Source organism: Rhodococcus oryzae, from assembly GCF_005049235.1.
GTDB lineage: Bacteria > Actinomycetota > Actinomycetes > Mycobacteriales > Mycobacteriaceae > Rhodococcus_G > Rhodococcus_G oryzae.
The window spans coordinates 43,209-67,844 of the sequence record NZ_SUMD01000014.1 but is presented as its reverse complement, the minus strand read 5'-3'; the positions used below and the strand labels follow the sequence as shown (position 1 = coordinate 67,844).

Below are 24,636 nucleotides of genomic sequence, written 5' to 3'. Positions count from 1 at the left end.
CCACCGCTGCCCGAAGGCCCCACGTCGCTTACCGTAGTCAGGTGACCAATCCAGCTCAGGGCGCCGCGGCCACCGAATCTGTCTGGCCAGCGGTCCTCACGTGGCGGGCCCACACCGCTCCTCGGATGGAGTCGGTTCGTGTGCAGCTCGTCGGTAACCGGATCAAGGCGGCCGGCCGGATCATCGGTGGTCAGTGCGCCGAGCATCCCGCGTTCAGCGCGTCCTACGACCTGGTCACCGACGAGAACGGGGTGACCCGCAGGCTCTCGCTGCGGACCAGCCTGGCGTCGGGTGAGCGGCAGGTGTCGATCAGCCGGGACTCGGAGGGCAACTGGATGGTCGAGAACGGGACCAACCCCAAGCGATCCACCTTCGGCGGCGCGCTGGACGTCGACGTGGTGCTCAGCCCGTTCTTCAACACCCTGCCGATCCGGCGGCTGGGCATGCACACCGACTCCGAGGACATCCAGGTCCCGGTCGTGTACGTGTACCTGCCCGACCTGAGCGTGCAGGAGGCGAGCCTGACCTACAGCAGCGGCTCGGACGGCATCCACGTGCTCTCGCCGGTGTCGAGTTCGTCGGTCACCATCGACCGCGACGGCTTCATCCTCGACTACCAGGGCCTGGCCGAGCGGATCTGAGGCGGCTACGCCGCCTGTGCGTGGTTACTGAGTCCCTGCACTCGCGAATCGCGCACGGGCGCGCAGCGCCCCGCCTCGGCGGCCGGCGTCGCGCATCCGCTCCACCCAGCCGTCCGCGCCGACCGCGACGTCGGTGATCTCCCAGCGGTCCAGGTTCTCGTAGCGCAGCCGCGCGGCGTGGCCGGCCGTCACCAGGGTCTCGGTGCTGCCGGTGTCCGCGAGGGCGTCGCGGGCGTCGGTCAGCAGGCGCAGGGTCTCGTCCAGCGCGACGATCAGCGCGCCCGAGTTCGCCTCGCACATCGCGCGCACCAGCTCCGGCGCGGTACCGGCGACCCGGGTGCCGTCCCGGAACGAGCCGGCCGCCAGCCCGAGCGCCAGGTCGCCGCCTGCCGCCGCGGTCACCGCGAGCGCCTCCGCCAGCAGGTGCGGCAGGTGCGAGATGCGGGCGGCCGCCGCGTCGTGCTCGTCGGCGGCGGCGGGCACCACCACCGAGCCGCAGTCCACGGCCAGCGCGGCCACCTGGCCCCACACCAGGGGATCGACGCCGTCGTCGGTGCCGACCACCCACACCGCGTCGCGGAACAGGGCGACGTCGCCCGCCGCCCAGCCCGACTGCGAGGTCCCCGCCATCGGGTGCCCCCCGACGAACCGGGCGCCGAGGCCGTGCCCACGCACCGCGTCGAGGACCGCCCGCTTCACGCTGACCACGTCGGTGAGCGCGCAGTCGGGGGCGTGCGTGGCGACCGCGCCGAGCACGGCGTCGAGGGCCGGTACGGGCACCGCGACGACGATCAGCGCGCCGGACCGCTCGGCCCGTCGCAGCACCGCCTCGAGGTCGGTGTCGGCGTCGTATCCGTCGGCGCGGGCGTCCTCGACGGCACCGGCGGAGCGGTTGTAGCCCCAGGCTGTCCGACCCGCGGCGACGGCGGCCCGCAGCACCGATCCGCCGATCAGTCCGAGCCCGAGAACGCACACCGGCGGGTCAGTCGCTTCATCAGACACCCGGATAGGTTGGCACATTTGCCAGCGGACTTCAGTTACCGGCGCCCGGCGGACTACGGTGACGGCATGGCTGCTCAGCGCGCGCGTGACAACAGCGCCCCCTCGGACCAGTTCGAGGATCTCGATGGCTTCGGCGTCGCGGTTGTCCTCGACGACGGCAAGTGGAAGTGCACGGCGCTGACCTCGGCCGCACTGAACAGTCTCGAGGCCGCGGAGACCGAGCTGCGCGAGATGCGGAGCTCCGGCGCCGTGTTCGGCCTGCTCGACATCGACGACGAGTTCTTCGTCATCCTTCGTCCGGCGCCGTCGGGCACCCGGCTGCTGCTCTCGGACGCCACTGCGGCGCTCGACTACGACATCGCCTCCGATGTGCTCGACGCGCTCAACATCGAGACCCCGGACCTCGACCCCGACGAGCTCGACGACGTCGACCCGTGGGAGGAGGGCGACCTCAGCCTGCTCGCGGACCTCGGCCTGCCGGAGCCGGTGCTCGGGGTGATCCTCGCCGAGACCGAGCTGTACCCCGACGAGCAGCTGGGCATGATCGCGCAGCGGCTCGGCTTCGCCACCGAACTCGGCTCGGTGCTCGACACCCTGCCCCGGTAGATGTCGCTGCCCAGCGGGGCGAGGGACCGCGACGAGGCGATGATCCGGGCCGCGATCGCCGCCGCCTCCGCCGCGGACACCGCCGACGTCCCGGTCGGCGCCGTGGTCTTCGATGCGAACGGCGTCGAGCTTGCCAGGGCCGCGAACGCCCGCGAGGCCAACGCCGATCCGACCGCGCACGCGGAGATCCTGGCGCTGCGCGCGGCCGCCCTGGTGCACGGCGACGGCTGGCGGCTGGAGGGTGCGACCTTGGCGGTGACCCTGGAACCGTGCACGATGTGCGCGGGGGCGCTGGTGCTGGCCCGGATCGACAAGGTCGTGTTCGGGGCGTGGGAGCCCAAGACCGGGGCTGTCGGGTCGCTGTGGGACGTGGTCCGCGACCGCAGGCTCACCCATCGCCCGCAGGTGCGCGGCGGCGTGCTGGAGGACGAGTGCGCGGCCCTGCTGGAGGGCTTCTTCCGAGAGCAGCGCTGATCGCGCAGAGGCCCCGGTCAGCGGCCGATTTAGCGCCAGGCCCCGAGTCGGGTAAAGTCACCGGCGGTGGCGTGTCCGAGCGGCCTAAGGAGCACGCCTCGAAAGCGTGTGACGGGTAACCCCCGTCCGAGGGTTCAAATCCCTCCGCCACCGCCAAAGACCCTCACCTGCTCACGCAGGTGAGGGTCTTTTTTGCCATCAGAGGCGCCGCCACGTGCGACACACGCCGAGCTGCCCGAGGGCACGAGTTCGAGCGTCATAGATTGTGGGTACAGTCCAACCTGCCCCGTAGACCAGTAATGGATACCCGTCCCTTGGTGCGAGCGAACCCAGCGATCGGAGGTGGACCCCATGGCAACCGCGACTGCGAAGGACGCTGCCCGCAAACTGCGAATGCAGTACTGGAACGACGGCATGGGCAACATTGCCTTCCCGATCGATCCCTGGGAGATCGCCGAGCGCCTCGGTATAGCGGTTCGGCCCGCGATGCTGGACAACAACCTGGCTGGATTCATTGTCCGGGAGCAGGCGGACGGTCCGACCGAGATCTATGTGAACGAATCCGATCACCCGGTACGTCAACGGTTTACCCTCGCGCACGAGATCGGCCACTACGTTCGGCATCAAGACGACCCCGAGCCGATGGGGTTCGTCGACGAGCGGGCAGAGCTCGCCTCGTCAGGAACAGACCCCGAGGAGATCTGGGCAAATCAGTTCGCCGCCGAATTGTTGATGCCGGCGGCGATCGTCAAAAAATGGTGGGCTGAGGGCTTGTCGATCGGTGATCTGCGACGGAAGTTCAACGTGTCGACTCCCGCGATGAACAATCGCCTGGCCAGCCTGGGATTGCTCTGACGTGACCGGGGATGGAACTGCCGTCGATCAGAGTCAGGTCGGCGCCAAATTGGCGCGCGCGACCAGGTTGGAAGAGCTCCACAAGCGACAGGCGGCTGTAGAGGAGCCTTCAGGCGCCGGTGCCGGAGACACTGATGCGACGAATGCGTCCGCTGAATCCGATGGTGGTTCGGAATCTGGAGAGCAATCGGAGCGAGATGAGGACTCGAACAGTGCTCTCCTCGCGGCAGAGCTGCGCATACGGACTCTCAAGGCGAAGAACCGCGAACAGGACATCAAGCTTCGGAAGCGCCTTGCACTCTGGTCGACCATCTTTGTCGGAGCGCAACTCCTCATGTCGAATGTGTTCTTCGGGGTGTATCTCTTCGTCAACCGGGAGAACCCCAATTCCCAGGTGATGATCGCGTGGCTGACTGCTTCGGTCGTGGAGGTCATCGGCATCCTGCTGGTCATCGCACGAAGTCTGTTCCCCGTCAAGAATGGGAACGGGCAGGGCTCCAGCTAGCGGGTTCTCACCGCCGGGCCGTGTCCACCGCCGTGTCGATCAACCCGGACAGCTCGGCGCCGACGCGGTCGAGGGCCGCCACGCTGCGCTGCGCCCTTGCCACGAGCAGCGCCCCCTCGATGGCGGTGACGGCGGTGGTCGCCAGGGACTCGGCGCGGGCCGAGGGCACGCCACGCTCGACGAGGGCGGCCGCGATGGCGTCCTCCCAGGCGGTGAAGCTCTCGCCTGCGATCTCCCGCACGGCCGCGAAGTCCCCGCTCTCCAGTGCGCCCGCGGCCACCGGGCAACCCGACCGGAAGTCCGAGTCCAGCAGCTGCCGACGGAACATGCCGATGAGCCGCGCCAGGGTCTCGGACGGACCGCCCTGCGCGAGGCTCGACTCGATCAGCGTCTCCATCAGGCCGCCCGCCGTGCGGGTGGCCTCCTCGGCCAGCTGGGTCTTCCCGCCGGGGAAGTGGTGGTAGATCGACCCGCGCGGGGCCTCGGCGCGCTCGATGACATCGGCGAAGGAGGTTGCGTCGATGCCCCGCTCGCGGAAGAGGGCGATGGCGCTCGTGAGCATCCGGTCGCGGGCCGTGGGGCGTTGTGTCACGTGCTTGTTCTCCCTTGCTGCCTATGTCGGTCATCATAGTTCGGTACTGTCGGCCCTCGAGACATGTCGCGCGACACAATCGGCGGGCCCTCGAGCGAAAGCGAGCGACCATGCACTGGTTCGACCTCGATCCGATCGACGATTCCTATTTCGAGACCGCGGATTTCGTCTACACCTACGGGATGGATCTGCGCGCCGGGGCGGACGAGGTGTGGCGGGGGTTGACCGGCGCCGAGCCGCTGTCGTGGTGCCGGCTGCTCGACGTGCACTACACCTCGGCGGCCCCACACAGCACGGCGACCACCAGGGTCGCCAAGGCGGCAGGCGGCTTCATGCAGCTGCGCGAGCAGTTCTTCGTCTGGGACGAGGAGCAACGGCGGCACGCGTTCTACGTGAAACAGGCCAACGTCCCGCTGTTCCGATCGTTTGCCGAGGACTACCGGGTCGAGCCGACGCCGACGGGCTGCCGCTTCGTCTGGACCTTCGCGTTCACCCCGCGTCGCGGCTTCGGGCTGCCGGTCCGGCTCGCGCTGCCGGTCAACAAGGCGCTGTTCGCGAGCTTCGTCCGGGACACCCGCAAGCGCTTCGGCGCGGTGAACTGACACCCTGCGGAGCGCGCGGGAGGTCAGTACTGTCCCCGACATGAGCAGACGCTGGTGGGTACTCGGTGGGATCGCGGTCGTCGCGGTGCTCGCGCTCGTCGTGGGGCCGTGGGTGTACGGCACCTGGATCGCCGAGGACGACGCGCCCGCCGCCTCGGTGTCCACCTCCGGCGCCGAGCCCGCCACCGGGGATGTGAACGGGCAGTGGGTGGTCTACGCGGGCCTCCCGCCGAACGAGACCGCCGCCGGCTACACGGTGCACGAGATCCTCAACGGCGCCAGCGTCACCGTGGTCGGCTCCACCGGGGAGGTGAGCGGCTCGGCGACCGTCGAGGCCGAGAAGCTGACCGCGGGCGAGATCACCGTGCAGGTCGCGTCCATCGCCACCGACGACTCCCGCCGTGACGGGCAGTTCGACGGACGAGTGATGTCGACCGACGAATTCCCCACCGCCACCTTCGTCCTCGACGGACCGGTGGACCTGTCCGGCCTTCCGGTCGACGGCACCAGCGGAACCGTCACCGCGACAGGAACCCTCACGATCAAGGGGGTCGCCCGGCCGGTCACCGTCGACGTCGAGGTGCTCCGGTCGGGCGATGCGCTGGTGGCCTCGGGCAGCATCCCGGTCACGTGGACCGACTTCGGCGTGCAGCCCCCGTCGCTGGGGTTCGTCACGGTCGACGGGTCCGGGACCGTCGACTTCCTGGTCAGCCTGCGGCGGGCCTGAGCGAACGGGACCCGAGACCAACCGCGACGGCCAGCGCCGCCAGTGCGCCCACGTCCACCGCGCGCACCCGCGACGACTGCGGGTTCGTCGGTCCCACCGCCGCGGTCAGCGCGACGTAGCTGCCCATGCTCGTCGCGGCGGCGGCGACGGTGGGGACCCGGATCGACGGCACGAACGTGCCCGCCAGCAGCCCGCCGCCGACGATCGCCAGCAGCGCGGCGCGGTGGCGCAGCAGCAGCTCCAGGTCGGCGTCGCCCACCCGCACTCCGTAGAGGGACTCGACCCGCGACGCCGACAGCGCCGCGGCCCCGGGTGCCAGGTTGACCAGTCCGACCCCGACCAACAATGCCCGTGCGATCCGATCGGCCCACATGGCTGCCCCTTCCGTGGTGGTTGTTGTGTCAGCATGGCGGTTGTGGACCGGTCGCCGCTTCCAGAAACGTGCGCTGTCACCCCGGCGCCCGCGCTGTGGGTCGGTTACGGGCACGCTGTCTATCTCGGCCCCTCGCTGCGGCTGGACCCGCACTCGACGGCGGTGTACTGCCTGGCGGTCGGCGTGGACGCGCCGCTGATCCTGCGGGTGGACGGGAGCGCCGATGTGCTGCACCGATCGGTGCTCGTCCCGCCGCGGACGACGCACCAGATCGTCGCGACGGGGGAGCGAATGTTGTTCTGCTACTTCGACCCCGGCTCCGCGCGGGCGGACGGGTGCCTAGAGCGGATGGCCGCGGCGGAGAGCGGGTTCGGGAGCGGGCACCGGGCCGAAGCGGAGCTGGTCGGGCTCTGCGGAGGCCCGGCCCTCGACGCAGGCCGCATCCTGAACGCGGCGTCCGGCCCGGTCCAAGGGCCCGTCGACGAGCGGATCGACGGGGTGATCCGGACGATCCGCGCGCAGCCAGGCGCGCCGGTCACCGCTTCGGAGTTCGCCCGCGACACGCACCTGTCGACGCCGTACTTCCTCCGGCTGTTCGCCGCGGAGACCGGGACCAGCTTCCGGCGCTACCGGTTGTGGGCCCGGATGCTGCACGTTGCGACGGCGGTGTCGAAGGGCTCGGACCTCACCCGCGCCGCCGTCGACGCCGGCTTCGCGAGCCCCTCGCATTTCAGCGACGCGTTCCATCGGATGTTCGGTCTGACGGCGACCACGCTGCTCGGCGGCGGGGCCGCGATCGCGGTCGAGGGCGGCGGCTGAACCTCCTACTTCACGTTCGGGAAGAACGGGTCGACGGGGAAGCACGGCACCGGAGTCTGGTGATCCGGATCGAGGGCATTGAGCACGAACCGCCAGGCCCTTTCGCTGTAGAGCGACGAGAGGTGTTCGGACCTGTCCGCCTCGCAGCCGTCCTGCAGCAGGATGTTCGTGACGTTCGAGCCCGTGAGGAACTGCTCGGTGTACGGGGTCACCACCTCGTCGTACTCGGTCACGATCGTCGTGTACCGGACACCTGGCCTGGTGTCACCGTTGCCGTAGGTCTGCGCCATCAGCTCGGAACCCGATGCCTGCTGGGTGAGGGCCGGGGTGAGTCCGGTGACCACGTCGTAGAGGGTGCGGCCCACCGGCGGGACGAGGCTGCGGACATAGACGCCCCCGCTGAGCGTGGTGCCGTGGGCGCTCGGCGAGATCCCGATCTGCTTGTCCACCTTCTGATCTCCGCCGAGGGCGTTGAGGTAGTAGTGCGAGAGCACCCCGCCGCCCTGGGAGTGGCCGACGAGGTCCACCTTCGTTGCGCCGGTGGCCGCGAGCACCCGATCGACGGTGCCGGACAGCACTCGCGCCGATTCGCGGATGTCGCCGAGCGCCTGGACGGGGATCTCCGACACCCAGACGGGGTTGCCGAAGTTGAACGTGTAGACGCAGTAGCCGTTGTTGCGCAGGTAGGGCGCGCCTGCCTGCCACGCGGTCGCCTGCGTCGCGAAGGTCGGGTTCACCAGGACCACCGGGTTCGGGTGGGCGGCGGACGGGCGGCAGGTCGGATCGTTCGCGCCCGGCGGCACCACCTCGGGGAAGGGCAGGGCTCGGAGCCCGGCGCCGAGGTCGAAGGGGACGGGAAGCGGACCGCTCGCCGGTTCGGCTGCCGCGGCGCCGGTCCCGGCTGTGACGGCGGCCAGTAGGCCGATCAGCGCCATGCCCGCCCGCAGACCTCGATCTCGGATTGCCATCGGTTCCCCCGTCGCCGCGCGTTCTTACTTTTGAGTAAGTTAACACGTGAAGTGTGACGCGGGCCATCCCCGGGCGGTGGTGTCAGGGGGTCCATCCCGGCGGGCCGAACACGTACCCCAATCGCTCCCGCCACGACCTGGCGGCACGCACGTCGCGGCCGATGGCGGCGTACTCGTGTCCCTGCAGCGTGAGGATGTTGTGGGTGCGCACCGGTGTGGTCAGCCCGTAGGTGGGCCGATGCGTCTCGGGAGTGAAGGTGCCGAACATGCGGTCCCAGATGATCAGGATGCCCGCGTAGTTCTTGTCGAGATACGCGGGGTCGCAGCCGTGATGAACCCGGTGGTGCGACGGCGTATTGAACACCAACTCGAACGGTCGGGGTAGCCGGTCAACCCGCTCGGTGTGCACGAAGAACTGGTACACCAGGTTGATCGAGAACCCGACGAAGACCATCCACGGCGGGATTCCGATGAGCGGCAACGGGATCCACATCAGGATCTCGCCGCTGTTGTTCCACTTCTGGCGCAGTGCGGTCGCGAAGTTGAAGTACTCACTGGAATGGTGCGCCTGATGGGTGGCCCACACGATCCGGGTGCGGTGGGCGATCCGGTGATACCAGTAGAACAACAGGTCGACGCCGACGATCAGGATCACCCAGGTGTACCAGGCGTCCGCAGGCAGGTGCCACGGCGCCAGGTACGCGTAGATCGCGGCGTACCCGACCAGGGCGAGCGCCTTCCATGCCGCGCTGGTCAGCACCGACACCGCGCCCATCGAGATGCTGGTCCGCGCGTCCGTTGCGTCGTAGCCGCCGCGCGGGGGATGAGCCCGCCCGTCCGCACTCATCTCAGGAGCGGCGAGGTACCGGGCCGCTGCCCATTCCAGGGCGAGGAACAGGACGAAGAAGGGGATGGCGAAGGCGACCGGGTCGCGCAGCGGCGCCGGCAGCGAGTTCCACCATTCCGGCAGGGATTCCCACATGAAGAGCAGTGTGACCTGCGATACGGGACGCTGTCACCGAATGTTCACCCCCCGTGATGCGGGCGCCGACATTTGCATCCACAATGACCGGGTGAAACGCACTGTGACCGCCCTCGCACTCGGGGCCACTCTCCTTCTTGCCGGCTGCAGCTCCGAGGACACCTCGTCCGCGGCCGAGGCCTCCGCCGCTCCCACCGCAACCTGCCCCGGCGACGCCAGCGCCGACGATCCCACCGCGACCGTGATCGCGAAGTCCGCGACGTTGCCCTCCGGCGTCACCGTCGACGGTGCCGTCACCAAGCTGAACAGCGGACAGACCCCGTCGACCGTGGATCTCACGGTCCGGGTCTGCGCGAGCGACCTCGACGGCGATGCGCTCAAGGACACCGCCTCCGCGATCGCCGTGACCGCGAAGCCGTCGCTGCTCGGTTCCATGATCGGGGTGCTGACCGTCACGGAGGTCGGCGGCGACTCCGTCCACACGACCAACTTCCAGGCCGAGAACTGGGATCCGGCACAGCCGGCCGACAGCCACCGGGCCGCCTGGGCCAGCTAGTCCCTTCGACAACGAGCAGGGCCCGCCCTTTCCGTGATGACGGAAAGGGCGGGCCCTGTGTCGTTTTCGGCTCGGCGGGGTCAGACCCGCGCGGGCTCCAGGTCCTCCTCGGGACGGCCGTGTTCGGTGACGGCGTCACCGTGGCCGGGCCACCAGGCCTTGTGGCCCAGCAGCGCGGTGATCGAGGGCACCAGGAACATCGACATCACGAACGACGAGAGCAGGATGCCCAGCGCCACCGCGAAGCCCATCTCGGTCATCATGGCGATGCCGGACAGCATCATCGACCCGAAGGTGCCTGCGAGGATGATGCCCGCCGCACCGACCGAGGGCCCGCCGTGCTCGATGGCCAATCGGGCTGCCTCCCTGGGGCTTCGGCCCTCGCGTGCCTCCTCGCGGAGTCGGGCGATCATCAGGATGTTGTAGTCCGTTCCGATCGCCACCACGAACAGATACAGCATGATCGGCAGCGAGAACGAGATGCCCGGCCGATCACCGACCACGCTGAACAGGAACGCCGTCGCACCCATGGTGGAGAAGAACACCAGCACCACCGAGGCCATCAGGTAGAGCGGCGCCACCAGCGAACGCAGCAGCAGCGCCAGGATCAGCGCGATCAGCACGCCTGCGACCGGGAAGATCACCGACAGGTCGCGGTTGTTCGCGTCGCGGATGTCCGTGAACGCCGCGGTGGGCCCGCCGACCAGCACCTCGGTGCCCTCCGGTGCGGCGGCGTGCGCTGCCTCGCGCAGCGGGTCGACCGCGTCGAGCGCCTCGTTGGATTGCGGGCTGTACTCCAGCAGCAGGTTGATCTGCGCGGTGCTGCCGTCCTTGGAGATCAGTCCGAGGTCGCCCTGTTCGTTCGCGGGCATGGCGCCGCCGATGCCGGTGGAGGTGGTCAGTTCCTTCGCCACCCGCTCCACCTCGGCCGGGTCAAGCGGGGAGCCGTCCGTGGAGTGCAGGTACACCAGCGTCGGGTTGAGTGCGCCCGCGGGGAACCCGGACTGCAGGTCCTTGATGCCGCGTGCCGACTCCGTGGTGGACGGCAGCTGACCGAGCTGGTCGTAGTCCGTCTTGAAGCCGAGCATGCCCAGCGCCATCACGACGAGCAGTCCGCCGGAGACGAGTGCGACCACGCCGGGGCGGCGGCCGGTGAACGCGCCGAGCTTGGCGAAGACGGTGCCCTTGGGCTCCTTCTGCCAGGACTTCGACGGCCAGAACACCTTGGTGCCGATCAGCGACACGATCGCGGGGATCAGCGTCAGCGACGCGAGCGCCATGATGCCGACGCCGATGGCCAGGCCGGGGCCGAGGCTGCGGAACGCACCGAAGATCGCGAGCAGCAGCGCGCAGAACGCCACGATGATCGCGCCAGCCGCGGAGGCGATGACCTCGCCGACCCGCTCCACCGCATGGATCAGTGCGGTGGTCTTCTCCTCGCCCGCCCGCAGCCGTTCACGGAAGCGGAACAACAGGAACAGGATGTAGTCGGTGCCGACGCCGAACAGCACGACGGTCAGGATGATCTGCAGCGACTGGTCGACCTGCAGACCGGTGCCCTTCGCGACCAGGGCGATGATCCCGGGCGCGATGGACGAGACGATGCCGACCGAGACGATCGGCAGCAGGGCCGCGACGGGGCTGCGGTAGATGACCAGCAGCAGCCCGATGATCAGCAGGACCGTGACGATGCCGATGATCGCCTCGGCGTTCTTGAACGCCTCCTCGTTGTCGACCATGAGGGCGGCATCACCGGTGACGGACATCCGCAGGCCGCTGTCCGCGAGTGTCTCGCCGCCGATCTTGCGGATCTCCTTGACCGCCTCGCCGACCGGCTTCTCGTCGGGCATGCCCTGGAGTCCGACGCTGACCAGCTGGACTTCCTTGTTCTCGGCGAGTGCCTGAGGTCCGGTCTCGGCGACGACGACCCGATCGATACCGGTCGCGTTGATCGAACCGGCCAGGCCCTCCACCTTGGCCTGGTCCTCCGCGGAGAGCGGCTGCCCGTCCTCGCGCTTGATCACGATGGTCGCCGTGGCGTCCTCGGATTTCCCGAACTGCTCCTCGGCGAGGTGCTGTGCCTGAATGGACTCGTAGGTGTCCGGCAGGAAGCCGGACTGCTCCTTGTTGAGCACGTCGGTCAGCGTGGGCGCGAGCGCCACGACCGCGACGGCGGCGATGATCCACGCCGCAATGATTTTCCATGGATTGTGTACAACGAATCGAGCAAGTTTCCCGAACATGTGCCCCTCCACACCGCGTTCTGCAAGTTTGCCTACCGTGCGGTAGGTAGACTACGCACCCATTCGGGTGGCCGACAACTGGAATGATTCGTCGCCGCGCTGCGCGGGGCCTTAAGGTGCCGGTGTGTTCGGACCGGACCGGAGGAAGAGAGGTGGTCGACGATGGGCGCGCGAGATACCAGGTCGGCCATCAGGGAGGCGGCGCTCCGGCAGTTCATCGCCAAGGGCGTCGAGCAGACCAGCCTGAGGGAGATCGCCGACGAGGTCGGCATCACCAAGGCCTCGCTCTACTACCACTACGCCTCCAAGGCCGACCTGCTGCTGGCCATCGTGACCCCGATCCTGTTCGTCATGCGTGACGTCGCCGACGTGCTCGATCAGGCGCCGCACACCGCGGACGGCATCCGGGAGGTGTTGCGCCGCTATCTGATCGGGCTGCTCAACCACCGCGCGGAGGGGTCGCTGTTCGTCCGGGACGCCTCCGCGATGACCGCCACCCTCGGCCCGATCCTGCCCGAGCTGATCGAGATCAACCGGCGGATCAACATCTGGTTGGCGGGCCCGGACGCCCCAACGGAGTCCACGATCCGCGCGGTCGCGGCGCTGGAGGTGCTCAACACGGCGCTGTCGGCGAACGCGGCGGTGCCGCAGGCCGACGACGAGGAGCTCTTGCGGGTGCTGCTCGACGCGGCGATGGGCGTGCTGCGGCTGTAGTCCGGTCGGCCGCAGACGCCCCGCCCGGCTCACGCCGGGATCAGCGCCCGCTCATCCGCCAGCAGGCCCCGGCGCGCCAGGATCGGCCGCACCCCCTCGCCGAACCAGTACGCCTCCTCCAGGTGCGGGTACCCGGAGAGCACGAACTCGTCCAGCCCAAGCGAGTGGTACTCCTCGATCCGGTCCGCAACCTCCTCGTGGCTGCCGACCAGCGCGGTGCCCGCCCCGCCGCGGACCAGCCCGACGCCGGCCCACAGGTTCGGTGAGATCTCCAGCGACGCGGTGCTGCCGCCGTGCAGGGCCGCCATCCGCCGCTGTCCCTCCGACTCGGACCGTGCGAACCGGGCGCTGGCCTCGGCGACCGCGGTGGGGTCGAGGCCGGCGAGCATCGTGTCGGCGACATCCCATGCCTGCCTCGAGGTGTCGCGGGTGATCACGTGCAGCCTGATGCCGAACCGGATGGTGCGGCCGGCCCGTTCGGCGTGCTCGCGGACCGCGGCGATCTTCGCGGCCACCTGTGCAGGCGGCTCGCCCCAGGTGAGGTACACATCGGCGTGACCGGCCGCCACCGGCAGCGCCGCCGCGGAGGAACCGCCGAAATAGATGGGCGGCACCGGGTTCGGCGGTGCCGAGGTGGTCGCGCCGACCAGCTTGTAGTGCTCGCCGTCGAAGTCGAACGGGGCCTCGCCCCACGTCCCGCGCAGGGCCTGCAGGAACTCGGCGGTGCGGGCGTAGCGCTGGTCCTTGGTCAGCCAGTCGCCGTAACTCCGCTGCTCCTGCGAGTCGCCCCCGGTCACCACGTTGAGCAGCAGTCGCCCGCCGGACAGGCGCTGGTAGCTGGCGGCCATCTGCGCGGCCAGCGTCGGCGAGATGACCCCGGGCCGGAACGCGACAAGGAACTTGAGCCGCTCGGTCAGCGGGATCAGGGCGGCCGTGGTCAGCCAGGCGTCCTCGCAGTGCGTCCCGGTTGGGGTGAGCACGCCGGTGAACCCGGCCTGCTCGGCGGCGCGGGCGACCTGGGTCAGGTACTCGAGGGTCGGGGCCCGGTTCCCGGCGGTCCTGGGATCGGCGGTGGAGGAGTTCGAGTTGTCCACGATGCCGCGGCCGTCGCCGGCGGTGGGCAGGAACCAGTGCAGGTCGATGCTCATGAAGGTGCTCCGAGATGTCAGTGCGGCGGGCGTGCGCGCGCCGGTCGACGAGCCGTTGGGGCCCGGTCGCGGGAGGGGGAGTGGGGCGGATCGCTACTGACAGAGCGCGGCGGCAACGCGCAGGAGGTCGACGTGGCGTCGCACCGTGAGCGCAGGGTTGCCGGACATGCGTCCAGGCTGGCAGTGGCGTGCGTGGCCTGTCAACTGCGCTTGCCCGATTTCATACCGCGATGGTAGGAATCAACCGCCGGACGGACCGGTGAGGCGAGGGGGAAGCCGTGCACATCACCGCGAAGGTCGACTACGCCGTGCGCACCCTGGTCGAACTGGCTGCGGCGGGGGAGGCGCCCGCGAAGGCGGAGTACCTCGCGAACGCGCAGACGATCCCGCACAAGTTCCTCGAGGCCGTCCTCGGCGACCTGCGCCGGGCGGGCATGGTGCACAGCAGACGGGGTCCGGACGGCGGGTACTGGCTGGCCCGGCCCGCCGCCGAGATCACCGTCGCCGACGTGATCCGGGCCGTGGAGGGCCCGCTGGCCTCGGTGCGGGGCCAGCGCCCCGAGGAGGTGCACTACGACGGGCCCGCCGCCCCGCTGCTCGACGTGTGGATCGCCGTGCGGGTGAACCTGCGGGTCGTCCTGGAGGGCGTCACCGTCGCGGACATCGCCTGCGGCCGGCTGCCCGGATTCGTCGAGCGGCTCACCGCCGACCCGGAGGCGTGGCGGAGGCGCTGAGCTGCGGGTTCGCCCGGCGTATACCGCCGATCGCGGCGGCCGATTGGTAGCCTCGAAGCCTATGTTGTACTCACTGCTGCGCACCTACCTGCGCCCCTACGGTGGTGACCTGGCGGGTGTCGTTGCGCTCCAGTTGATCTCGACCCTGACCACGCTGTATCTGCCGAGCCTCAACGCCGAGATCATCGACAACGGCGTCGCCAAGGGCGATACCGGTGTGGTGCTCTCCACAGGCGGCACGATGCTGCTCATCACCTGCCTGCAGGTCGCGTGCAGCATCGGCGCCGTGTACTTCGGCGCCCGCGCCGCGATGGGCATGGGTCGTGACCTGCGCGGCGCGGTCGTGCACCAGGTCGGCCGGTTCTCCGCGCGCGAGGTCGGCTACTTCGGGGCGCCGTCGCTGATCACCCGCAGCACGAACGACGTCCAGCAGATTCAGATGGTGGTGGTGATCAGCTGCACCATCCTGGTGGCGGCGCCGATCATGGGCATCGGCGGCATCGTCATGTCGATCCGTCAGTCGCAGGGCCTGGCCTGGGTGCTCGCCGTCGCGGTCCCGCTGCTGGGCCTGGCGATGTACCTGGTGATCTCGAAGATGGTCCCGCAGTTCCGGCTGATGCAGTCGCGGATCGACGCCATCAACCGGGTCCTGCGCGAACAGATCACCGGCATCCGGGTGGTCCGGGCATTCGTCCGCGAATCGCACGAGATGCGGCGTTTCGGCGCGGCCAACGAGGATCTGGCAGGCACCGCGTTGCGGGTCGGCAAGCTGATGGCGCTGATGCTCCCGATGGTGATGCTCATCGCGAACATCACCAGCGTCGCGGTGCTCTGGCTCGGCGGCCACCTCATCGACCAGGGCTCCATGCAGATCGGCTCGCTCACCGCGGTGCTCGCCTACATCATGCAGATCCTGATGGCGGTGATGATGGTGACCGTCATCGCCGTGATCCTGCCGCGCGCCTCGGTGTGTGCCGAGCGGCTCACCGAGGTCCTCGACACCGAGCCGTCGGTGCAGGCCTCGCCGAAGCCGCTCACCAGCTGGCGCGAGCGCGGCATCGTCGAGATGCGCGGCGCGACCTTCGCCTTCCCCGGCGCCGAGGCGCCGGTGCTGCGGAACGTCAGCTTCCTGGCCGAACCCGGGATGACCACCGCCATCATCGGTGGCACCGGATCCGGCAAGTCCACCCTGCTCAACCTGATCCCGCGGCTGATCGACGTCTCCGGCGGTGAGGTCCGCGTCGGGGCCGCCGACGTCCGGGTCATCGACCCCGACCAGCTGCGTTCCTCGATCGGCCTGGTCCCGCAGAAGCCGTACCTGTTCTCCGGAACGGTGGCCAGCAACCTGCGGTACGGCAGGCCGGACGCGACGGACGCCCAGCTGTGGCGATGTCTGGAGATCGCGCAGGCCGCCGACTTCGTCCGGGCCATGCCGGGGGGCCTCGAGTCCCCGATCGCGCAGGGCGGCGCCACCGTCTCCGGCGGGCAGCGGCAGCGGCTGGCGATCGCGAGGGCCCTGGTCCGGGAACCGGAGATCTACCTGTTCGACGACTCGTTCTCCGCGCTGGACCTGAGCACCGACGCCCGGCTGCGGGCCGCGTTGGCGCCGGTCACCCGGGACGCCTGCGTGATCATCGTCGCGCAGCGGGTCTCGACGATCATCGAGGCCGACCAGATCATCGTGCTCGAGGACGGTGCCATCGTGGGGATCGGCACCCACGCCGAGCTCGTGGACCGTTGTCAGACCTACGCGGAGATCGTCGCGTCCCAGCTCGCCGCGCAGGCGGCGTCGTGAGCGCGATGCGCGGCCCGATGGCCGCCGCGGGCCCGCCGTCGAAGAAGCCGATGGACTTCGGTCCGTCCGCCCGGCGTCTGCTCAAGCGCCTGTCCCCGGACAAGTTCGCGGTCGGGCTGGTCCTCGTGCTGGCGGCGATGAGCGTGGTGCTCAGCGTGGTGGCCCCGAAGATCCTCGGGCACGCCACCAACATCATCTTCGACGGCGTCGTCGGCAGGCAGCTGCCCGCTGGCCTCACCAAGGACCAGGCCGTCGACGAGCTGCGGGCACAGGGGCAGAACACCTTCGCGGACATGGTGTCCTCGATGGACGTGGTGCCCGGCACCGGGATCGACTTCGGCGCGCTCGGCCGGGTGCTCGCCGTCGTGCTCGTGATCTACCTGGCGGCCTCGCTGTTCAGCTGGGTGCAGGGCTACGTGCTCAACATCGTGGTGCAGCGCACCATCATGCGGCTGCGCGCGGACGTCGAGGAGAAGATCCACCGGCTGCCGTTGCGCTACTTCGACACCAACCCCCGCGGCGACCTGCTCAGCCGCGTCACCAACGACATCGACAACATCGCCCAGACCGTCCAGCAGACGATCAGCCAGCTGTTGACGTCCGTGCTCTCGGTGATCGGCATCCTGGCCATGATGCTGTGGATCTCGCCGCTGCTGGCGATGGTCGCGGTGGCAACCGTGCCGCTGTCGGTGCTGGCGACCACGCTGATCGCGAAGCGGTCGCAGAAGCACTTCGTCGCGCAGTGGACCACCACGGGCGCGCTGAACGCGCAGATCGAGGAGTCCTTCACCGGGCACGAGCTGGTGACCGCGTTCGGCCGCCAGCGCGAGGTCGGGGCAGCCTTCGACGAGCGGAACGAGCAGCTCTACCAGTCCGGTTTCCAGGCCCAGTTCATCTCGGGCATGGTGATGCCCGCGATCAACTTCCTCGGCAACCTCAACTACGTGGCCGTCGCGGTCGTCGGCGGCATGCGGGTGGCGTCCGGGTCGATGAGCCTCGGCGACGTGCAGGCCTTCATCCAGTACTCGCGTCAGTTCACCCAGCCGCTCACCCAGATCGGCGCCATGACCAACCTGATGCAGTCCGGCGTCGCGTCCGCCGAGCGGGTCTTCGCGCTTCTCGACGAGGACGAGCAGTCGCCGGACCCCGCGTCGCCCGCGACGCCGCTGGTCCGCCGTGGCCACGTCGAGTTCGAGAACGTGTCGTTCCGCTACAAGGAGGAGCAGCCGCTCATCGAGAACCTGTCGCTGACCGCCGAGCCGGGACACATGGTGGCGATCGTGGGTCCGACCGGGGCAGGCAAGACCACCCTGGTGAACCTGATCATGCGGTTCTACGAGGTGGACTCGGGGCGAATCAGGTTGGACGGCACCGACATCACCACCATGTCGCGCGACGACCTGCGGTCCCGCATCGGGATGGTGCTGCAGGACACCTGGTTGTTCGGCGGCACCATCCGGGAGAACATCGCCTACGGCCACCCCGACGCCACCGAGGCGCAGATTCGCGAGGCGGCCCGGATGAGCTACGTGGACCGTTTCGTGCACTCGCTGCCCGCGGGATACGACACCGTCATCGACGAGGAGGGCGGCAATGTCAGCGCGGGCGAGAAGCAGCTCATCACGATCGCGCGGGCGTTCCTGTCGCAACCGTCGATCCTGATCCTCGACGAGGCCACCAGCTCGGTGGACACCCGCACCGAGCTTCTCGTCCAGCACGCGACCGCGGCGCTGCGCAGCGACCGGACGAGTTTCGTCATCGCGCACCGACTCTCGACCATCCGCGATGCGCACCTGATCGTGGTGATGGAGGAGGGCCATATCGTCGAGCAGGGCACCCACGAGGAACTGCTCGCCCGGCGCGGGGCGTACTTCGAGCTCTACAACAGCCAGTTCGTCGGACCGGCCGAGGCGGCCGTGTGAACGGGCTGATTGGATGACACGGTGAGCCAACCCTTCTTCACCCTCGGTACCCGGCTGCCCGGCCGCCTGGGCCGGACCGGCACCATCCACACTCCGCACGGTGAGATCCAGACCCCGGCGTTCATCGCGGTCGGTACCAACGCCACCGTCAAGGCGGTGCTGCCGGAGACGATGAAAGAACTTGGCACGCAGGCTGTTCTGGCGAATGCATATCACCTGTACCTACAGCCGGGGCCGGACATCGTGGACGGGGCCGGCGGTCTGGGCCGGTTCATGAACTGGCCGGGCCCGACGTTCACCGACAGCGGCGGATTCCAGGTGATGTCGCTGGGCGTCGGCTTCAAGAAGGTGCTCTCGATGGACTCCGTCGGGGTCCAGTCCGACGATGTGATCGCCGTCGGCAAGGAGCGGCTCGCGCACGTCGACGACGACGGGGTGACCTTCAAGTCGCACCGGGACGGCTCCCGGCACCGGTTCACGCCGGAGATCTCGATGAGCATCCAGCACCGACTCGGCGCGGACATCATCTTCGCGTTCGACGAGTTGACCACCCTGTTCAACACCCGTGGCTACCAGGAAGAGTCGGTCGAACGCACCCAGGCGTGGGCGGTGCGGTGCATCGCCGAGCACGAACGTCTGACCGCCGAACGCAGCCACCGCCCGTACCAGGCGCTGTTCGGTGTCGTGCAGGGCGCGCAGTACGAGGACCTGCGCAGGCAGGCCTGCCGGGGGTTGGAGTCGATCGTCGGCGAGAGCGGCACCGGCTTCGACGGTTACGGGATCGGCGGGGCGCTGGAAAAGCAGAACCTCGGGACCATCGTGCGGTGGTGCAACGAGGAGCTGCCCGAGCACAAGCCGCGGCACCTGTTGGGCATCAGCGAGCCGGACGACCTCTTCGTCGCCATCGAGAACGGGGCCGACACGTTCGACTGCGTGAATCCGTCACGGGTGGCGCGAAATGCCGCGATTTACACGACCACCGGACGGTTCAACATCAACACGAGCCGTTTCCGGCGCGATTACAACCCGATCGACGACGAGTGCGACTGCTATACCTGCAAGAACTATTCGCGGGCGTATCTGCACCACCTGTTCAAATCGAAAGAAATGCTGTCGTCGACGCTCGCGACCATTCACAACGAACGATTCACCATCCGGTTGGTGGACCGGATCCGGGAGAGCATCGAGGGCGGCTACTTCGACGATCTGAAGTCGGAGACCTTGGGACGGTTCTACGCCACCAGCCGCGTCTAGCCCGGGGTGCTCGCTCCGGCGAGCGAGTCGATCCAGCGTTCCAGGCGGAGGCCCTCGGCCGCCATGAGCTCGGGGTCCCGGAACGTATTGGTGAGCAGGGAAATGCCCTGGTAGGCGGCGATCAGGGCGACCGCGAGCTCACGGGAGTCGTCGCGGCCCATCGACCGGAACTGCTGCTCGGCCCAGTCGACCAGGTGACGCATGACCTCGGCGGCGTCGCGGTCCAGGCCGTCGGTGCGTTTGTCGAGTTCCGATGACAGGGTCCCGAACGGGCAGCCGTATCGCGCGGCGACCTCCCGCTGTTCCGTCCATCCACGCACCAGCGCCTTGAGGCGTTCCTGCGGAGTGGGGTGCGCGTCGAGCGCGGCGATCAACGCCTCGAGGCGCTGCGCGTGCGCGCCGATCGCCGCCCCGACCAGCTCGTCCTTGGTCTTGAAGTAGTAGTACACGTTGCCAACCGGGACGTCGGCCGCGCGCGCGATGTCGGTGAGGGTTGTCTTCTCCACGCCCTGCTCGTGAAAAACCTGGGCGGCGGCCTCCGCCAGGCGTTCCCGCTTGCCGCGCCTCGGCCCCACCCTGTCCGCTGAGTCAGTCACCTGACTAACTATAGACAGCCGCGTCACCAACAGCTATCTTCAGATTAGTTAGTCAACTAACTAACTCGCGAGGGGCGTCGTCCGACGCGTGTGACCTCGGGAAACGACGAAGGGGAGCGGTACATGATCGTGGTAACGGGAGCGACGGGGAACGTGGGCGTGCCGCTGGTGGGGGCCCTGGCCGCGGCGGGTGAGCGGGTCACCGCGGTCTCTCGGGGGTCGGCGGACGCGGTCCCCATCGGGGTCCGGCACCGGCAGGCGGATCTCACCGAACCGGACAGTCTCGGGGCCGCGGTCGAGGGAGCGGACGCGCTGTTCCTGCTCGTTTCCGGGGAGGTCCTCGCGGCCGGCGTGAACCCGAGCCGGATCCTCGACGTCGCGCATGCGGGCGGGGTTCGCCGAGTGGTCCTGTTGTCTTCACAGGTTGCGGGGACCCGGCCGGATGCGCCCTCGCATGCGGGACTCCGGGCATTCGAGACCGCGGTCCAGGGGTCGGGCATGGAGTGGACGGTCCTACGGCCGGCAGGCTTTGCCTCCAACGCGTTCGCGTGGGCCGAGGCGGTCCGTTCGCACCGTCGGGTCGCCGCGCCGTTCGGCGACGTCGGACTGCCGGACGTCGACCCGGCCGACCTCGCGGAGGCCGCCGCCGCGGTCCTGCGCGAGGCGGGCCACGCAGGCCGCACCTACGTACTCACCGGGCCGGCGCCGGTCTCGCCGCGTCAGCGGTCCGCGGCGATCGGTCAGGCGCTCGGCGAGCCGGTCGGATTCGCCGCGCAGAGCCGCGACGAGGCGAGGGCGCAGATGCTGCAGTTCATGCCGGAGCCGGTGGTGGACGGCACCCTCGACGTCCTCGGCGCGCCGATGCCGGTCGAACAGCAGGTCAGCCGGGACCTCGAGGGGCTCCTCGGCCGCCCGCCGCGCACCTTCGCCGAGTGGGCGGCGCGCAACGTCGACGCCTTCCGGTGAGCGGTCAGCTCGCGATCACGTAGGTCGGTTCGTGCTTCTTGACGTAGGCGATCGCGCGGTAGGTGATCGGCATGACCAGCACCTCGACCAGCGTCTTCCACAGGAAGCCGACGATCAGGTAGTTGAAGAAGTCGCCCCACGTGCTGATCCCGATCGCGCCCGCCGCGATGGCGCAGAAGATCAGGGTGTCGGCGAATTCGCCGACCACGGTCGACCCGATCAGCCGCGCCCACAGGTGCTTCTCCTTGGTGCGCTCCTTGATGGTCACCATCACCAGCGAGTTCAGCAACTGGCCGACGAGGTACCCGGCCAGGCCTGCCAGCAGCAGCCGGGGGTACACCCCCACCACTGCCTCGAGGGACGCCTGGTTGACATAGAAGTCCGCGGACGGCAGCTCCAGCAGCAGCCAGAAGCAGGCGGAAGCCAGGATCATGGCGCCGAAGCCCAGGTAGATGGCCCGCCGAGTGGCCTTGAAGCCGTACACCTCACTGAGCACGTCGCCGAGGATGTATGCCATCGGGAAGAGGAAGAACCCGCCGTCGGTGATGATCGGCAGGATCTGCAGCGGGCCGACGCTGAGTTCTTCACCCGCGAAGAAGGCCACCCCCTTGGTGGCGCAGATATTCGAGATCAGCAACACGGCGGTGAAGAGCGCCACGATCGTGGGGTAGTAGCCGCGACTGACGTGCGCGAAGGTCGCGTGCTCGGGGTTCTTCTCGGCGTGCTCTGACACTGTCACGACGCCATCCAAGCATCACAACGCCGCAGGGCGCGACCTCGACCCTGGTGGGAGGAGCTCGCGCCCTGCGGCGGGTGCGCGGTTTGTCCGATTGTCCGGATCAGGGTGCGATCGGGCCCCTGACCACCACGCGGTAGGCGTACGTGGAGGCGATGACGGTCAGCGGGATGGTCACCAGGAGGCCGAGGCCGCACAGCAGCGCGCCCACGATGTTGATGCCGACCAACGCCAGCGCGAGGAGCAGCAGGGCTCCGACGTTCTGCGAGATGGCGCTGAAGCTCGACTTGATCGCGGTGATCGCGTCCTGGTTCTGGTCGATCACGAACTGCAGCGTCCACCAGGTCAGGAACACGATGATCAGGCCCGGGATGATCAGCAGCACGAAGCCGATCGCGGACAGCACACCGACGATGACGCTGGCGAGGATGATCGCGCCGACGTTGTTGAACTGGAAGAACGAGCCGATCGCCGGCTTGTTGCCGTCCACCTCGTGCAGGGCGCCGCGGATCATGGCGGCCTGGATGAGGTATCCCACGACGGTGGTGACGATGGTGCCGAAGATGCCCCACACCGTGAAGGCCGAGGAGAAGTCGCCCGAGGTGTTCCCGGTGTTGAAGATCAGGCTGAGCACCACCTCGATGACGGCGGCGATCAGCACGATGCCGATCCAGATCCCGGCGTTGGCCTTGAACTTGTTCCAGGAGTAGCCGAGCGCGTCACCGACCGTGAGCTGCGGGGTGCCGCCGGGGCCGCCGAAACCGGGGGCCGAGAACGCGTCCGCGCCGTACCCGGGCGGCGGGGGATAGCCGCCTTCGCCCGCGCCGTATCCGGGGGGCGGCGGGTAGCCGCCGGGCATGTTGGGGGTGCCGCCCTGCTGGTATCCGGGCGGGGGCGGGTAACCGCCGGGCTGCGGCGCGCCCTGCTGCGGGTAACCGGGCTGCGGCGCGCCCTGCTGCGGGTATCCGGGCGGCGGGGGATAGCCACCGGGCGGGGGCGGGTAGCCGCCGGGAGGCGGGGTGGCGCCGGGCTGCGGGTATCCGGGCGGCGGCGGGTACCCGCCGGCAGGCGGATTCTGCGGCGGAATCGGATTGTCCGGGGTGCCCTCGTTGCCAGGCCGGCCGGTCGGTGGGTTTTCGCTCACAGTCTTCCTTCTTTTGTGCGGTTGAGTTGTGGTGCGTCCCGAACTCGAACAACGGCGGATTCGGGTGAAAATGGGTCGTGCGGTGATCGATCAGCCCCTGACGACCTGGGTTCCGCCTGCCAGTTCGTCGTGCTTGCCCTGCTTGGTGGGGCTCGAATTGATGGTCACCGCGATCACGATGACCGCGATCAGGCTCAGCAACCCGCCGATGAACGGGATGATGTTGAGCAGGTTGAACGCCTCACGGATGGAGGCCTGCTGCGGGGTCGGGTTGCCGCCGCCGGGACCGCGCACGCTCAGTCCGAGCATCTTCTTGCCCGGGGTCCAGCCCCTGATGTCGAAGACCACGAAATACGCGAACGTCAGGATGCCCGAGACCAATCCGCTGATGGCGATGTTGTCGGTGACGCCGAAAGCGATCAGCAGGATCCAGGTGACGACTCCGACCAGGATGTAGTCGACGAGCCGCGCGCCGAACCGAACCCCGAGGCTGCCGGGTTCGGCGCCGCCAGGGAATGCGCCGCCCGCCACCTGGTCATTGAATTGTGGCGGAGTCGGGTAGGACGGCTCGCCTGGTTGGTTCTGGTTCTGATCAAATCCACCGGTGGTCATGTTTTCCCCTCGGATACGGTCTGATTGCTGCCATTCAACGGTGCTCGTCATACACAGTGCTTAGTGACCCTACGTGCGATCCCCATTGCCCGGTACCCTGCCGTTCGCCGAATACGTTTCGATTGCGCAAACATCCATTAAAGATCCGCGAATACCCAGGGGGTTCGCGGGAGCGCGACGGGATCGAAACCTCGAAGTAACTCGTCCAGTCCGGGCTTGTCGCCTGCTTCGGCCATTCCGAGGGAGGCGGCCAGGATTCCCCGCACCTCGTCGGGGGTGCGACCCAGGGCCCGCTGGTCGGCCAGCGTGACGGCGCCGTCGCGTTTGGCCAACCGCTTACCGTCCGAATTGAGTGCCAGTGGGACATGCGCGTAGCGCGGCACGATCAGTGAGAGCAGCGATGCCAGGTAGGCCTGTCGCGGCGCGGAGGAGAGCAGGTCGTCCCCGCGCACCACCTGGTCGACGCCCTGCTCTGCGTCGTCGACCACCACAGCCAGGTTGTAGGCCGGGATGCCGTCGCCGCGCCGGAGCACCACGTCGTCGATGGCGCCGGTGTAGCGGCCGTGCAGCTCGTCCTCGATCGCGAACTCGGTGATCTCCGCGCGCAGCCGGATGGCCGGGGGCCTGCCCGAGTCGTGCTTGGTCGCGATCTCCGCGGCGCTCAGGTCGCGGCAGGTACCGGGGTAGTGACCGTCCGGTCCGTGCGGCGCCGAGACGGCCTGCTGGATTTCTCTTCTGGTGCAGAAACATTCGTAGGTGCTGCCGGCGGCGGTGAGTTCGTCGATGGCGGCGTCGTAGCGCGCCAAGCGCTCCGACTGCCGGACGATCGGACCGTCCCAGTCCAGCCCCAGGGCCGCGAGGTCGTCGAGCTGTCGCGTTTCGGCGCCTGCCCGCACCCGGTCGAGGTCCTCGATTCGCATCAGGAATCTCCGGCCGGTGGAGCGGGCGAACAGCCACGCCAGCATCGCGGTTCGGAGGTTGCCGAGGTGCAGGTCGCCGGACGGGCTCGGGGCGAACCGTCCGGCCCCACTTGAACCTGCACCGCTCGGGGCCGACTGTGGCATGACGTC

General features: G+C 68.9%; 28 protein-coding genes and 1 tRNA gene. 16 read left to right on the top strand and 13 right to left on the bottom strand.

Annotated elements, in window-relative coordinates; genetic code table 11:
* The first annotated feature begins 41 nt into the window (after positions 1–41).
* Positions 42–641, top strand: a complete 600-nt coding sequence (locus FCG67_RS22775; RefSeq protein ID WP_077043172.1) for a putative glycolipid-binding domain-containing protein — start codon at positions 42–44, stop codon at positions 639–641.
* Positions 642–665: 24 nt separating this feature from the next.
* Here the strand turns inward: FCG67_RS22775 and FCG67_RS22770 are convergent, their stop codons facing one another.
* On the bottom strand, positions 666–1,661 hold the full coding sequence (locus FCG67_RS22770) for a prephenate dehydrogenase (protein WP_136911882.1): 996 nt from the start codon (positions 1,659–1,661) through the stop codon (positions 666–668).
* Positions 1,662–1,709: 48 nt separating this feature from the next.
* On the opposite strand from FCG67_RS22770, the gene FCG67_RS22765 reads away from it, so the two are divergent.
* The 5 genes from FCG67_RS22765 to FCG67_RS22745 all read left to right on the top strand — a co-directional run bounded on the left by FCG67_RS22765 (position 1,710) and on the right by FCG67_RS22745 (position 4,083).
* Positions 1,710–2,249 carry a tRNA adenosine deaminase-associated protein gene (locus FCG67_RS22765; RefSeq protein ID WP_136911881.1) on the top strand — a complete coding sequence of 180 codons (540 nt, stop codon included), beginning with the start codon at positions 1,710–1,712 and terminating at the stop codon, positions 2,247–2,249.
* Positions 2,250–2,723: a nucleoside deaminase gene (locus FCG67_RS22760; protein WP_281282354.1), complete on the top strand. Its 474-nt coding sequence runs from the start codon at positions 2,250–2,252 to the stop codon at positions 2,721–2,723.
* A 65-nt stretch (positions 2,724–2,788) separates the two neighbouring features.
* Positions 2,789–2,879, top strand: a tRNA-Ser gene (locus tag FCG67_RS22755).
* Between the two features lie 195 nt (positions 2,880–3,074).
* On the top strand, positions 3,075–3,578 hold the full coding sequence (locus tag FCG67_RS22750; RefSeq protein WP_136911880.1) for an ImmA/IrrE family metallo-endopeptidase: 504 nt from the start codon (positions 3,075–3,077) through the stop codon (positions 3,576–3,578).
* A gap of 1 nt (position 3,579) precedes the next feature.
* Positions 3,580–4,083 carry a hypothetical protein gene (locus tag FCG67_RS22745; protein ID WP_136911879.1) on the top strand — a complete coding sequence of 168 codons (504 nt, stop codon included), beginning with the start codon at positions 3,580–3,582 and terminating at the stop codon, positions 4,081–4,083.
* A 7-nt stretch (positions 4,084–4,090) separates the two neighbouring features.
* On the opposite strand, the gene FCG67_RS22740 is transcribed toward FCG67_RS22745, so the two are convergent.
* Positions 4,091–4,675: a TetR/AcrR family transcriptional regulator gene (locus FCG67_RS22740; RefSeq protein ID WP_246045232.1), complete on the bottom strand. Its 585-nt coding sequence runs from the start codon at positions 4,673–4,675 to the stop codon at positions 4,091–4,093.
* A gap of 110 nt (positions 4,676–4,785) precedes the next feature.
* Here FCG67_RS22740 and FCG67_RS22735 point away from each other — a divergent pair, with 110 nt between their 5' ends.
* Positions 4,786–5,277: an SRPBCC family protein gene (locus FCG67_RS22735; RefSeq protein ID WP_136911878.1), complete on the top strand. Its 492-nt coding sequence runs from the start codon at positions 4,786–4,788 to the stop codon at positions 5,275–5,277.
* 40 nt (positions 5,278–5,317) lie between these two features.
* Positions 5,318–6,004, top strand: a complete 687-nt coding sequence (locus tag FCG67_RS22730) for a YceI family protein (protein ID WP_136911877.1) — start codon at positions 5,318–5,320, stop codon at positions 6,002–6,004.
* Here FCG67_RS22730 and FCG67_RS22725 read toward each other — a convergent pair.
* A complete protein-coding gene (locus tag FCG67_RS22725) occupies positions 5,985–6,377 on the bottom strand; it encodes a hypothetical protein (RefSeq protein ID WP_077043166.1) in 393 nt (130 codons plus the stop codon). The genes FCG67_RS22730 and FCG67_RS22725 overlap by 20 nt on opposite strands.
* A 33-nt stretch (positions 6,378–6,410) precedes the next feature.
* On the opposite strand from FCG67_RS22725, the gene FCG67_RS22720 reads away from it, so the two are divergent.
* A complete protein-coding gene (locus tag FCG67_RS22720; RefSeq protein ID WP_246045231.1) occupies positions 6,411–7,196 on the top strand; it encodes an AraC family transcriptional regulator in 786 nt (261 codons plus the stop codon).
* Between the two features lie 5 nt (positions 7,197–7,201).
* Here the strand turns inward: FCG67_RS22720 and FCG67_RS22715 are convergent, their stop codons facing one another.
* Together FCG67_RS22715 and FCG67_RS22710 are read right to left on the bottom strand one after the other, a co-directional pair.
* The gene (locus FCG67_RS22715) at positions 7,202–8,164 is read right to left on the bottom strand and encodes an esterase/lipase family protein (RefSeq protein WP_246045230.1); all 963 of its coding nucleotides are present in this window, start codon (positions 8,162–8,164) and stop codon (positions 7,202–7,204) included.
* Positions 8,165–8,246: 82 nt separating this feature from the next.
* Positions 8,247–9,146 carry a sterol desaturase family protein gene (locus tag FCG67_RS22710; protein WP_136911876.1) on the bottom strand — a complete coding sequence of 300 codons (900 nt, stop codon included), beginning with the start codon at positions 9,144–9,146 and terminating at the stop codon, positions 8,247–8,249.
* A 91-nt stretch (positions 9,147–9,237) separates the two neighbouring features.
* Between FCG67_RS22710 and FCG67_RS25110 the strand changes: the two genes are divergently transcribed.
* Complete coding sequence (locus FCG67_RS25110) at positions 9,238–9,702, top strand: hypothetical protein (protein ID WP_169310597.1); 465 nt, start codon at positions 9,238–9,240, stop codon at positions 9,700–9,702.
* Positions 9,703–9,782: 80 nt separating this feature from the next.
* On the opposite strand, the gene FCG67_RS22705 is transcribed toward FCG67_RS25110, so the two are convergent.
* Positions 9,783–11,945 carry an MMPL family transporter gene (locus FCG67_RS22705; protein ID WP_136911875.1) on the bottom strand — a complete coding sequence of 721 codons (2,163 nt, stop codon included), beginning with the start codon at positions 11,943–11,945 and terminating at the stop codon, positions 9,783–9,785.
* 162 nt (positions 11,946–12,107) lie between these two features.
* Between FCG67_RS22705 and FCG67_RS25615 the strand changes: the two genes are divergently transcribed.
* Entirely contained in the window at positions 12,108–12,659 is a 552-nt protein-coding gene (locus FCG67_RS25615; protein ID WP_136911874.1) for a TetR/AcrR family transcriptional regulator, read from the top strand.
* 29 nt (positions 12,660–12,688) lie between these two features.
* Here FCG67_RS25615 and FCG67_RS22695 read toward each other — a convergent pair whose 3' ends face one another.
* Complete coding sequence (locus FCG67_RS22695; protein ID WP_136911873.1) at positions 12,689–13,807, bottom strand: LLM class flavin-dependent oxidoreductase; 1,119 nt, start codon at positions 13,805–13,807, stop codon at positions 12,689–12,691.
* A 93-nt stretch (positions 13,808–13,900) separates the two neighbouring features.
* The gene (locus tag FCG67_RS25720; protein ID WP_354578830.1) at positions 13,901–13,975 is read right to left on the bottom strand and encodes a putative leader peptide; all 75 of its coding nucleotides are present in this window, start codon (positions 13,973–13,975) and stop codon (positions 13,901–13,903) included.
* Positions 13,976–14,085: 110 nt separating this feature from the next.
* Between FCG67_RS25720 and FCG67_RS22690 the strand changes: the two genes are divergently transcribed.
* From FCG67_RS22690 to tgt, 4 genes are all read left to right on the top strand, one after another.
* On the top strand, positions 14,086–14,541 hold the full coding sequence (locus tag FCG67_RS22690; RefSeq protein WP_077043160.1) for an RrF2 family transcriptional regulator: 456 nt from the start codon (positions 14,086–14,088) through the stop codon (positions 14,539–14,541).
* A gap of 61 nt (positions 14,542–14,602) precedes the next feature.
* Positions 14,603–16,336: an ABC transporter ATP-binding protein gene (locus FCG67_RS22685; RefSeq protein WP_136911872.1), complete on the top strand. Its 1,734-nt coding sequence runs from the start codon at positions 14,603–14,605 to the stop codon at positions 16,334–16,336.
* A gap of 5 nt (positions 16,337–16,341) precedes the next feature.
* On the top strand, positions 16,342–18,258 hold the full coding sequence (locus FCG67_RS22680) for an ABC transporter ATP-binding protein (protein ID WP_097213151.1): 1,917 nt from the start codon (positions 16,342–16,344) through the stop codon (positions 18,256–18,258).
* A 9-nt stretch (positions 18,259–18,267) separates the two neighbouring features.
* Entirely contained in the window at positions 18,268–19,512 is a 1,245-nt protein-coding gene (tgt, locus tag FCG67_RS22675) for a tRNA guanosine(34) transglycosylase Tgt (protein WP_097213095.1), read from the top strand.
* Here tgt and FCG67_RS22670 read toward each other — a convergent pair.
* The gene (locus FCG67_RS22670) at positions 19,509–20,108 is read right to left on the bottom strand and encodes a TetR/AcrR family transcriptional regulator (RefSeq protein ID WP_136911871.1); all 600 of its coding nucleotides are present in this window, start codon (positions 20,106–20,108) and stop codon (positions 19,509–19,511) included. The two genes, tgt and FCG67_RS22670, sit on opposite strands and share 4 nt — an antisense overlap.
* A 123-nt stretch (positions 20,109–20,231) precedes the next feature.
* On the opposite strand from FCG67_RS22670, the gene FCG67_RS22665 reads away from it, so the two are divergent.
* Positions 20,232–21,074, top strand: a complete 843-nt coding sequence (locus FCG67_RS22665; RefSeq protein ID WP_136911870.1) for an NAD(P)H-binding protein — start codon at positions 20,232–20,234, stop codon at positions 21,072–21,074.
* 4 nt (positions 21,075–21,078) lie between these two features.
* Here FCG67_RS22665 and FCG67_RS22660 read toward each other — a convergent pair whose 3' ends face one another.
* The 4 genes from FCG67_RS22660 to gluQRS form a co-directional block, all read right to left on the bottom strand.
* Positions 21,079–21,813, bottom strand: coding sequence for a queuosine precursor transporter (locus FCG67_RS22660; protein WP_136911869.1), 735 nt, complete (start codon positions 21,811–21,813; stop codon positions 21,079–21,081).
* A 100-nt stretch (positions 21,814–21,913) separates the two neighbouring features.
* Positions 21,914–22,954: a hypothetical protein gene (locus tag FCG67_RS22655; RefSeq protein WP_136911868.1), complete on the bottom strand. Its 1,041-nt coding sequence runs from the start codon at positions 22,952–22,954 to the stop codon at positions 21,914–21,916.
* Positions 22,955–23,044: 90 nt separating this feature from the next.
* A complete protein-coding gene (locus FCG67_RS22650) occupies positions 23,045–23,566 on the bottom strand; it encodes an RDD family protein (protein ID WP_136911867.1) in 522 nt (173 codons plus the stop codon).
* Positions 23,567–23,703: 137 nt separating this feature from the next.
* On the bottom strand, positions 23,704–24,630 hold the full coding sequence (gluQRS, locus tag FCG67_RS22645; protein ID WP_136911866.1) for a tRNA glutamyl-Q(34) synthetase GluQRS: 927 nt from the start codon (positions 24,628–24,630) through the stop codon (positions 23,704–23,706).
* Positions 24,631–24,636 lie beyond the last annotated feature (6 nt).

Coding starts and splice junctions, on each gene's coding strand:
- FCG67_RS22770 (WP_136911882.1), bottom strand. CDS start 1,661: ATGTGCCAACCTATCCGGGTGTCTGATGAAGCGACTGACCCGCCGGTG.
- FCG67_RS22765 (WP_136911881.1), top strand. CDS start 1,710: ATGGCTGCTCAGCGCGCGCGTGACAACAGCGCCCCCTCGGACCAGTTC.
- FCG67_RS22760 (WP_281282354.1), top strand. CDS start 2,250: ATGTCGCTGCCCAGCGGGGCGAGGGACCGCGACGAGGCGATGATCCGG.
- FCG67_RS22750 (WP_136911880.1), top strand. CDS start 3,075: ATGGCAACCGCGACTGCGAAGGACGCTGCCCGCAAACTGCGAATGCAG.
- FCG67_RS22735 (WP_136911878.1), top strand. CDS start 4,786: ATGCACTGGTTCGACCTCGATCCGATCGACGATTCCTATTTCGAGACC.
- FCG67_RS22730 (WP_136911877.1), top strand. CDS start 5,318: ATGAGCAGACGCTGGTGGGTACTCGGTGGGATCGCGGTCGTCGCGGTG.
- FCG67_RS22725 (WP_077043166.1), bottom strand. CDS start 6,377: ATGTGGGCCGATCGGATCGCACGGGCATTGTTGGTCGGGGTCGGACTG.
- FCG67_RS22720 (WP_246045231.1), top strand. CDS start 6,411: ATGGCGGTTGTGGACCGGTCGCCGCTTCCAGAAACGTGCGCTGTCACC.
- FCG67_RS22715 (WP_246045230.1), bottom strand. CDS start 8,164: ATGGCAATCCGAGATCGAGGTCTGCGGGCGGGCATGGCGCTGATCGGC.
- FCG67_RS22710 (WP_136911876.1), bottom strand. CDS start 9,146: ATGTGGGAATCCCTGCCGGAATGGTGGAACTCGCTGCCGGCGCCGCTG.
- FCG67_RS22705 (WP_136911875.1), bottom strand. CDS start 11,945: ATGTTCGGGAAACTTGCTCGATTCGTTGTACACAATCCATGGAAAATC.
- FCG67_RS25615 (WP_136911874.1), top strand. CDS start 12,108: ATGGGCGCGCGAGATACCAGGTCGGCCATCAGGGAGGCGGCGCTCCGG.
- FCG67_RS22695 (WP_136911873.1), bottom strand. CDS start 13,807: ATGAGCATCGACCTGCACTGGTTCCTGCCCACCGCCGGCGACGGCCGC.
- FCG67_RS22685 (WP_136911872.1), top strand. CDS start 14,603: ATGTTGTACTCACTGCTGCGCACCTACCTGCGCCCCTACGGTGGTGAC.
- FCG67_RS22680 (WP_097213151.1), top strand. CDS start 16,342: ATGCGCGGCCCGATGGCCGCCGCGGGCCCGCCGTCGAAGAAGCCGATG.
- FCG67_RS22665 (WP_136911870.1), top strand. CDS start 20,232: ATGATCGTGGTAACGGGAGCGACGGGGAACGTGGGCGTGCCGCTGGTG.
- FCG67_RS22650 (WP_136911867.1), bottom strand. CDS start 23,566: ATGACCACCGGTGGATTTGATCAGAACCAGAACCAACCAGGCGAGCCG.
- gluQRS (WP_136911866.1), bottom strand. CDS start 24,630: ATGCCACAGTCGGCCCCGAGCGGTGCAGGTTCAAGTGGGGCCGGACGG.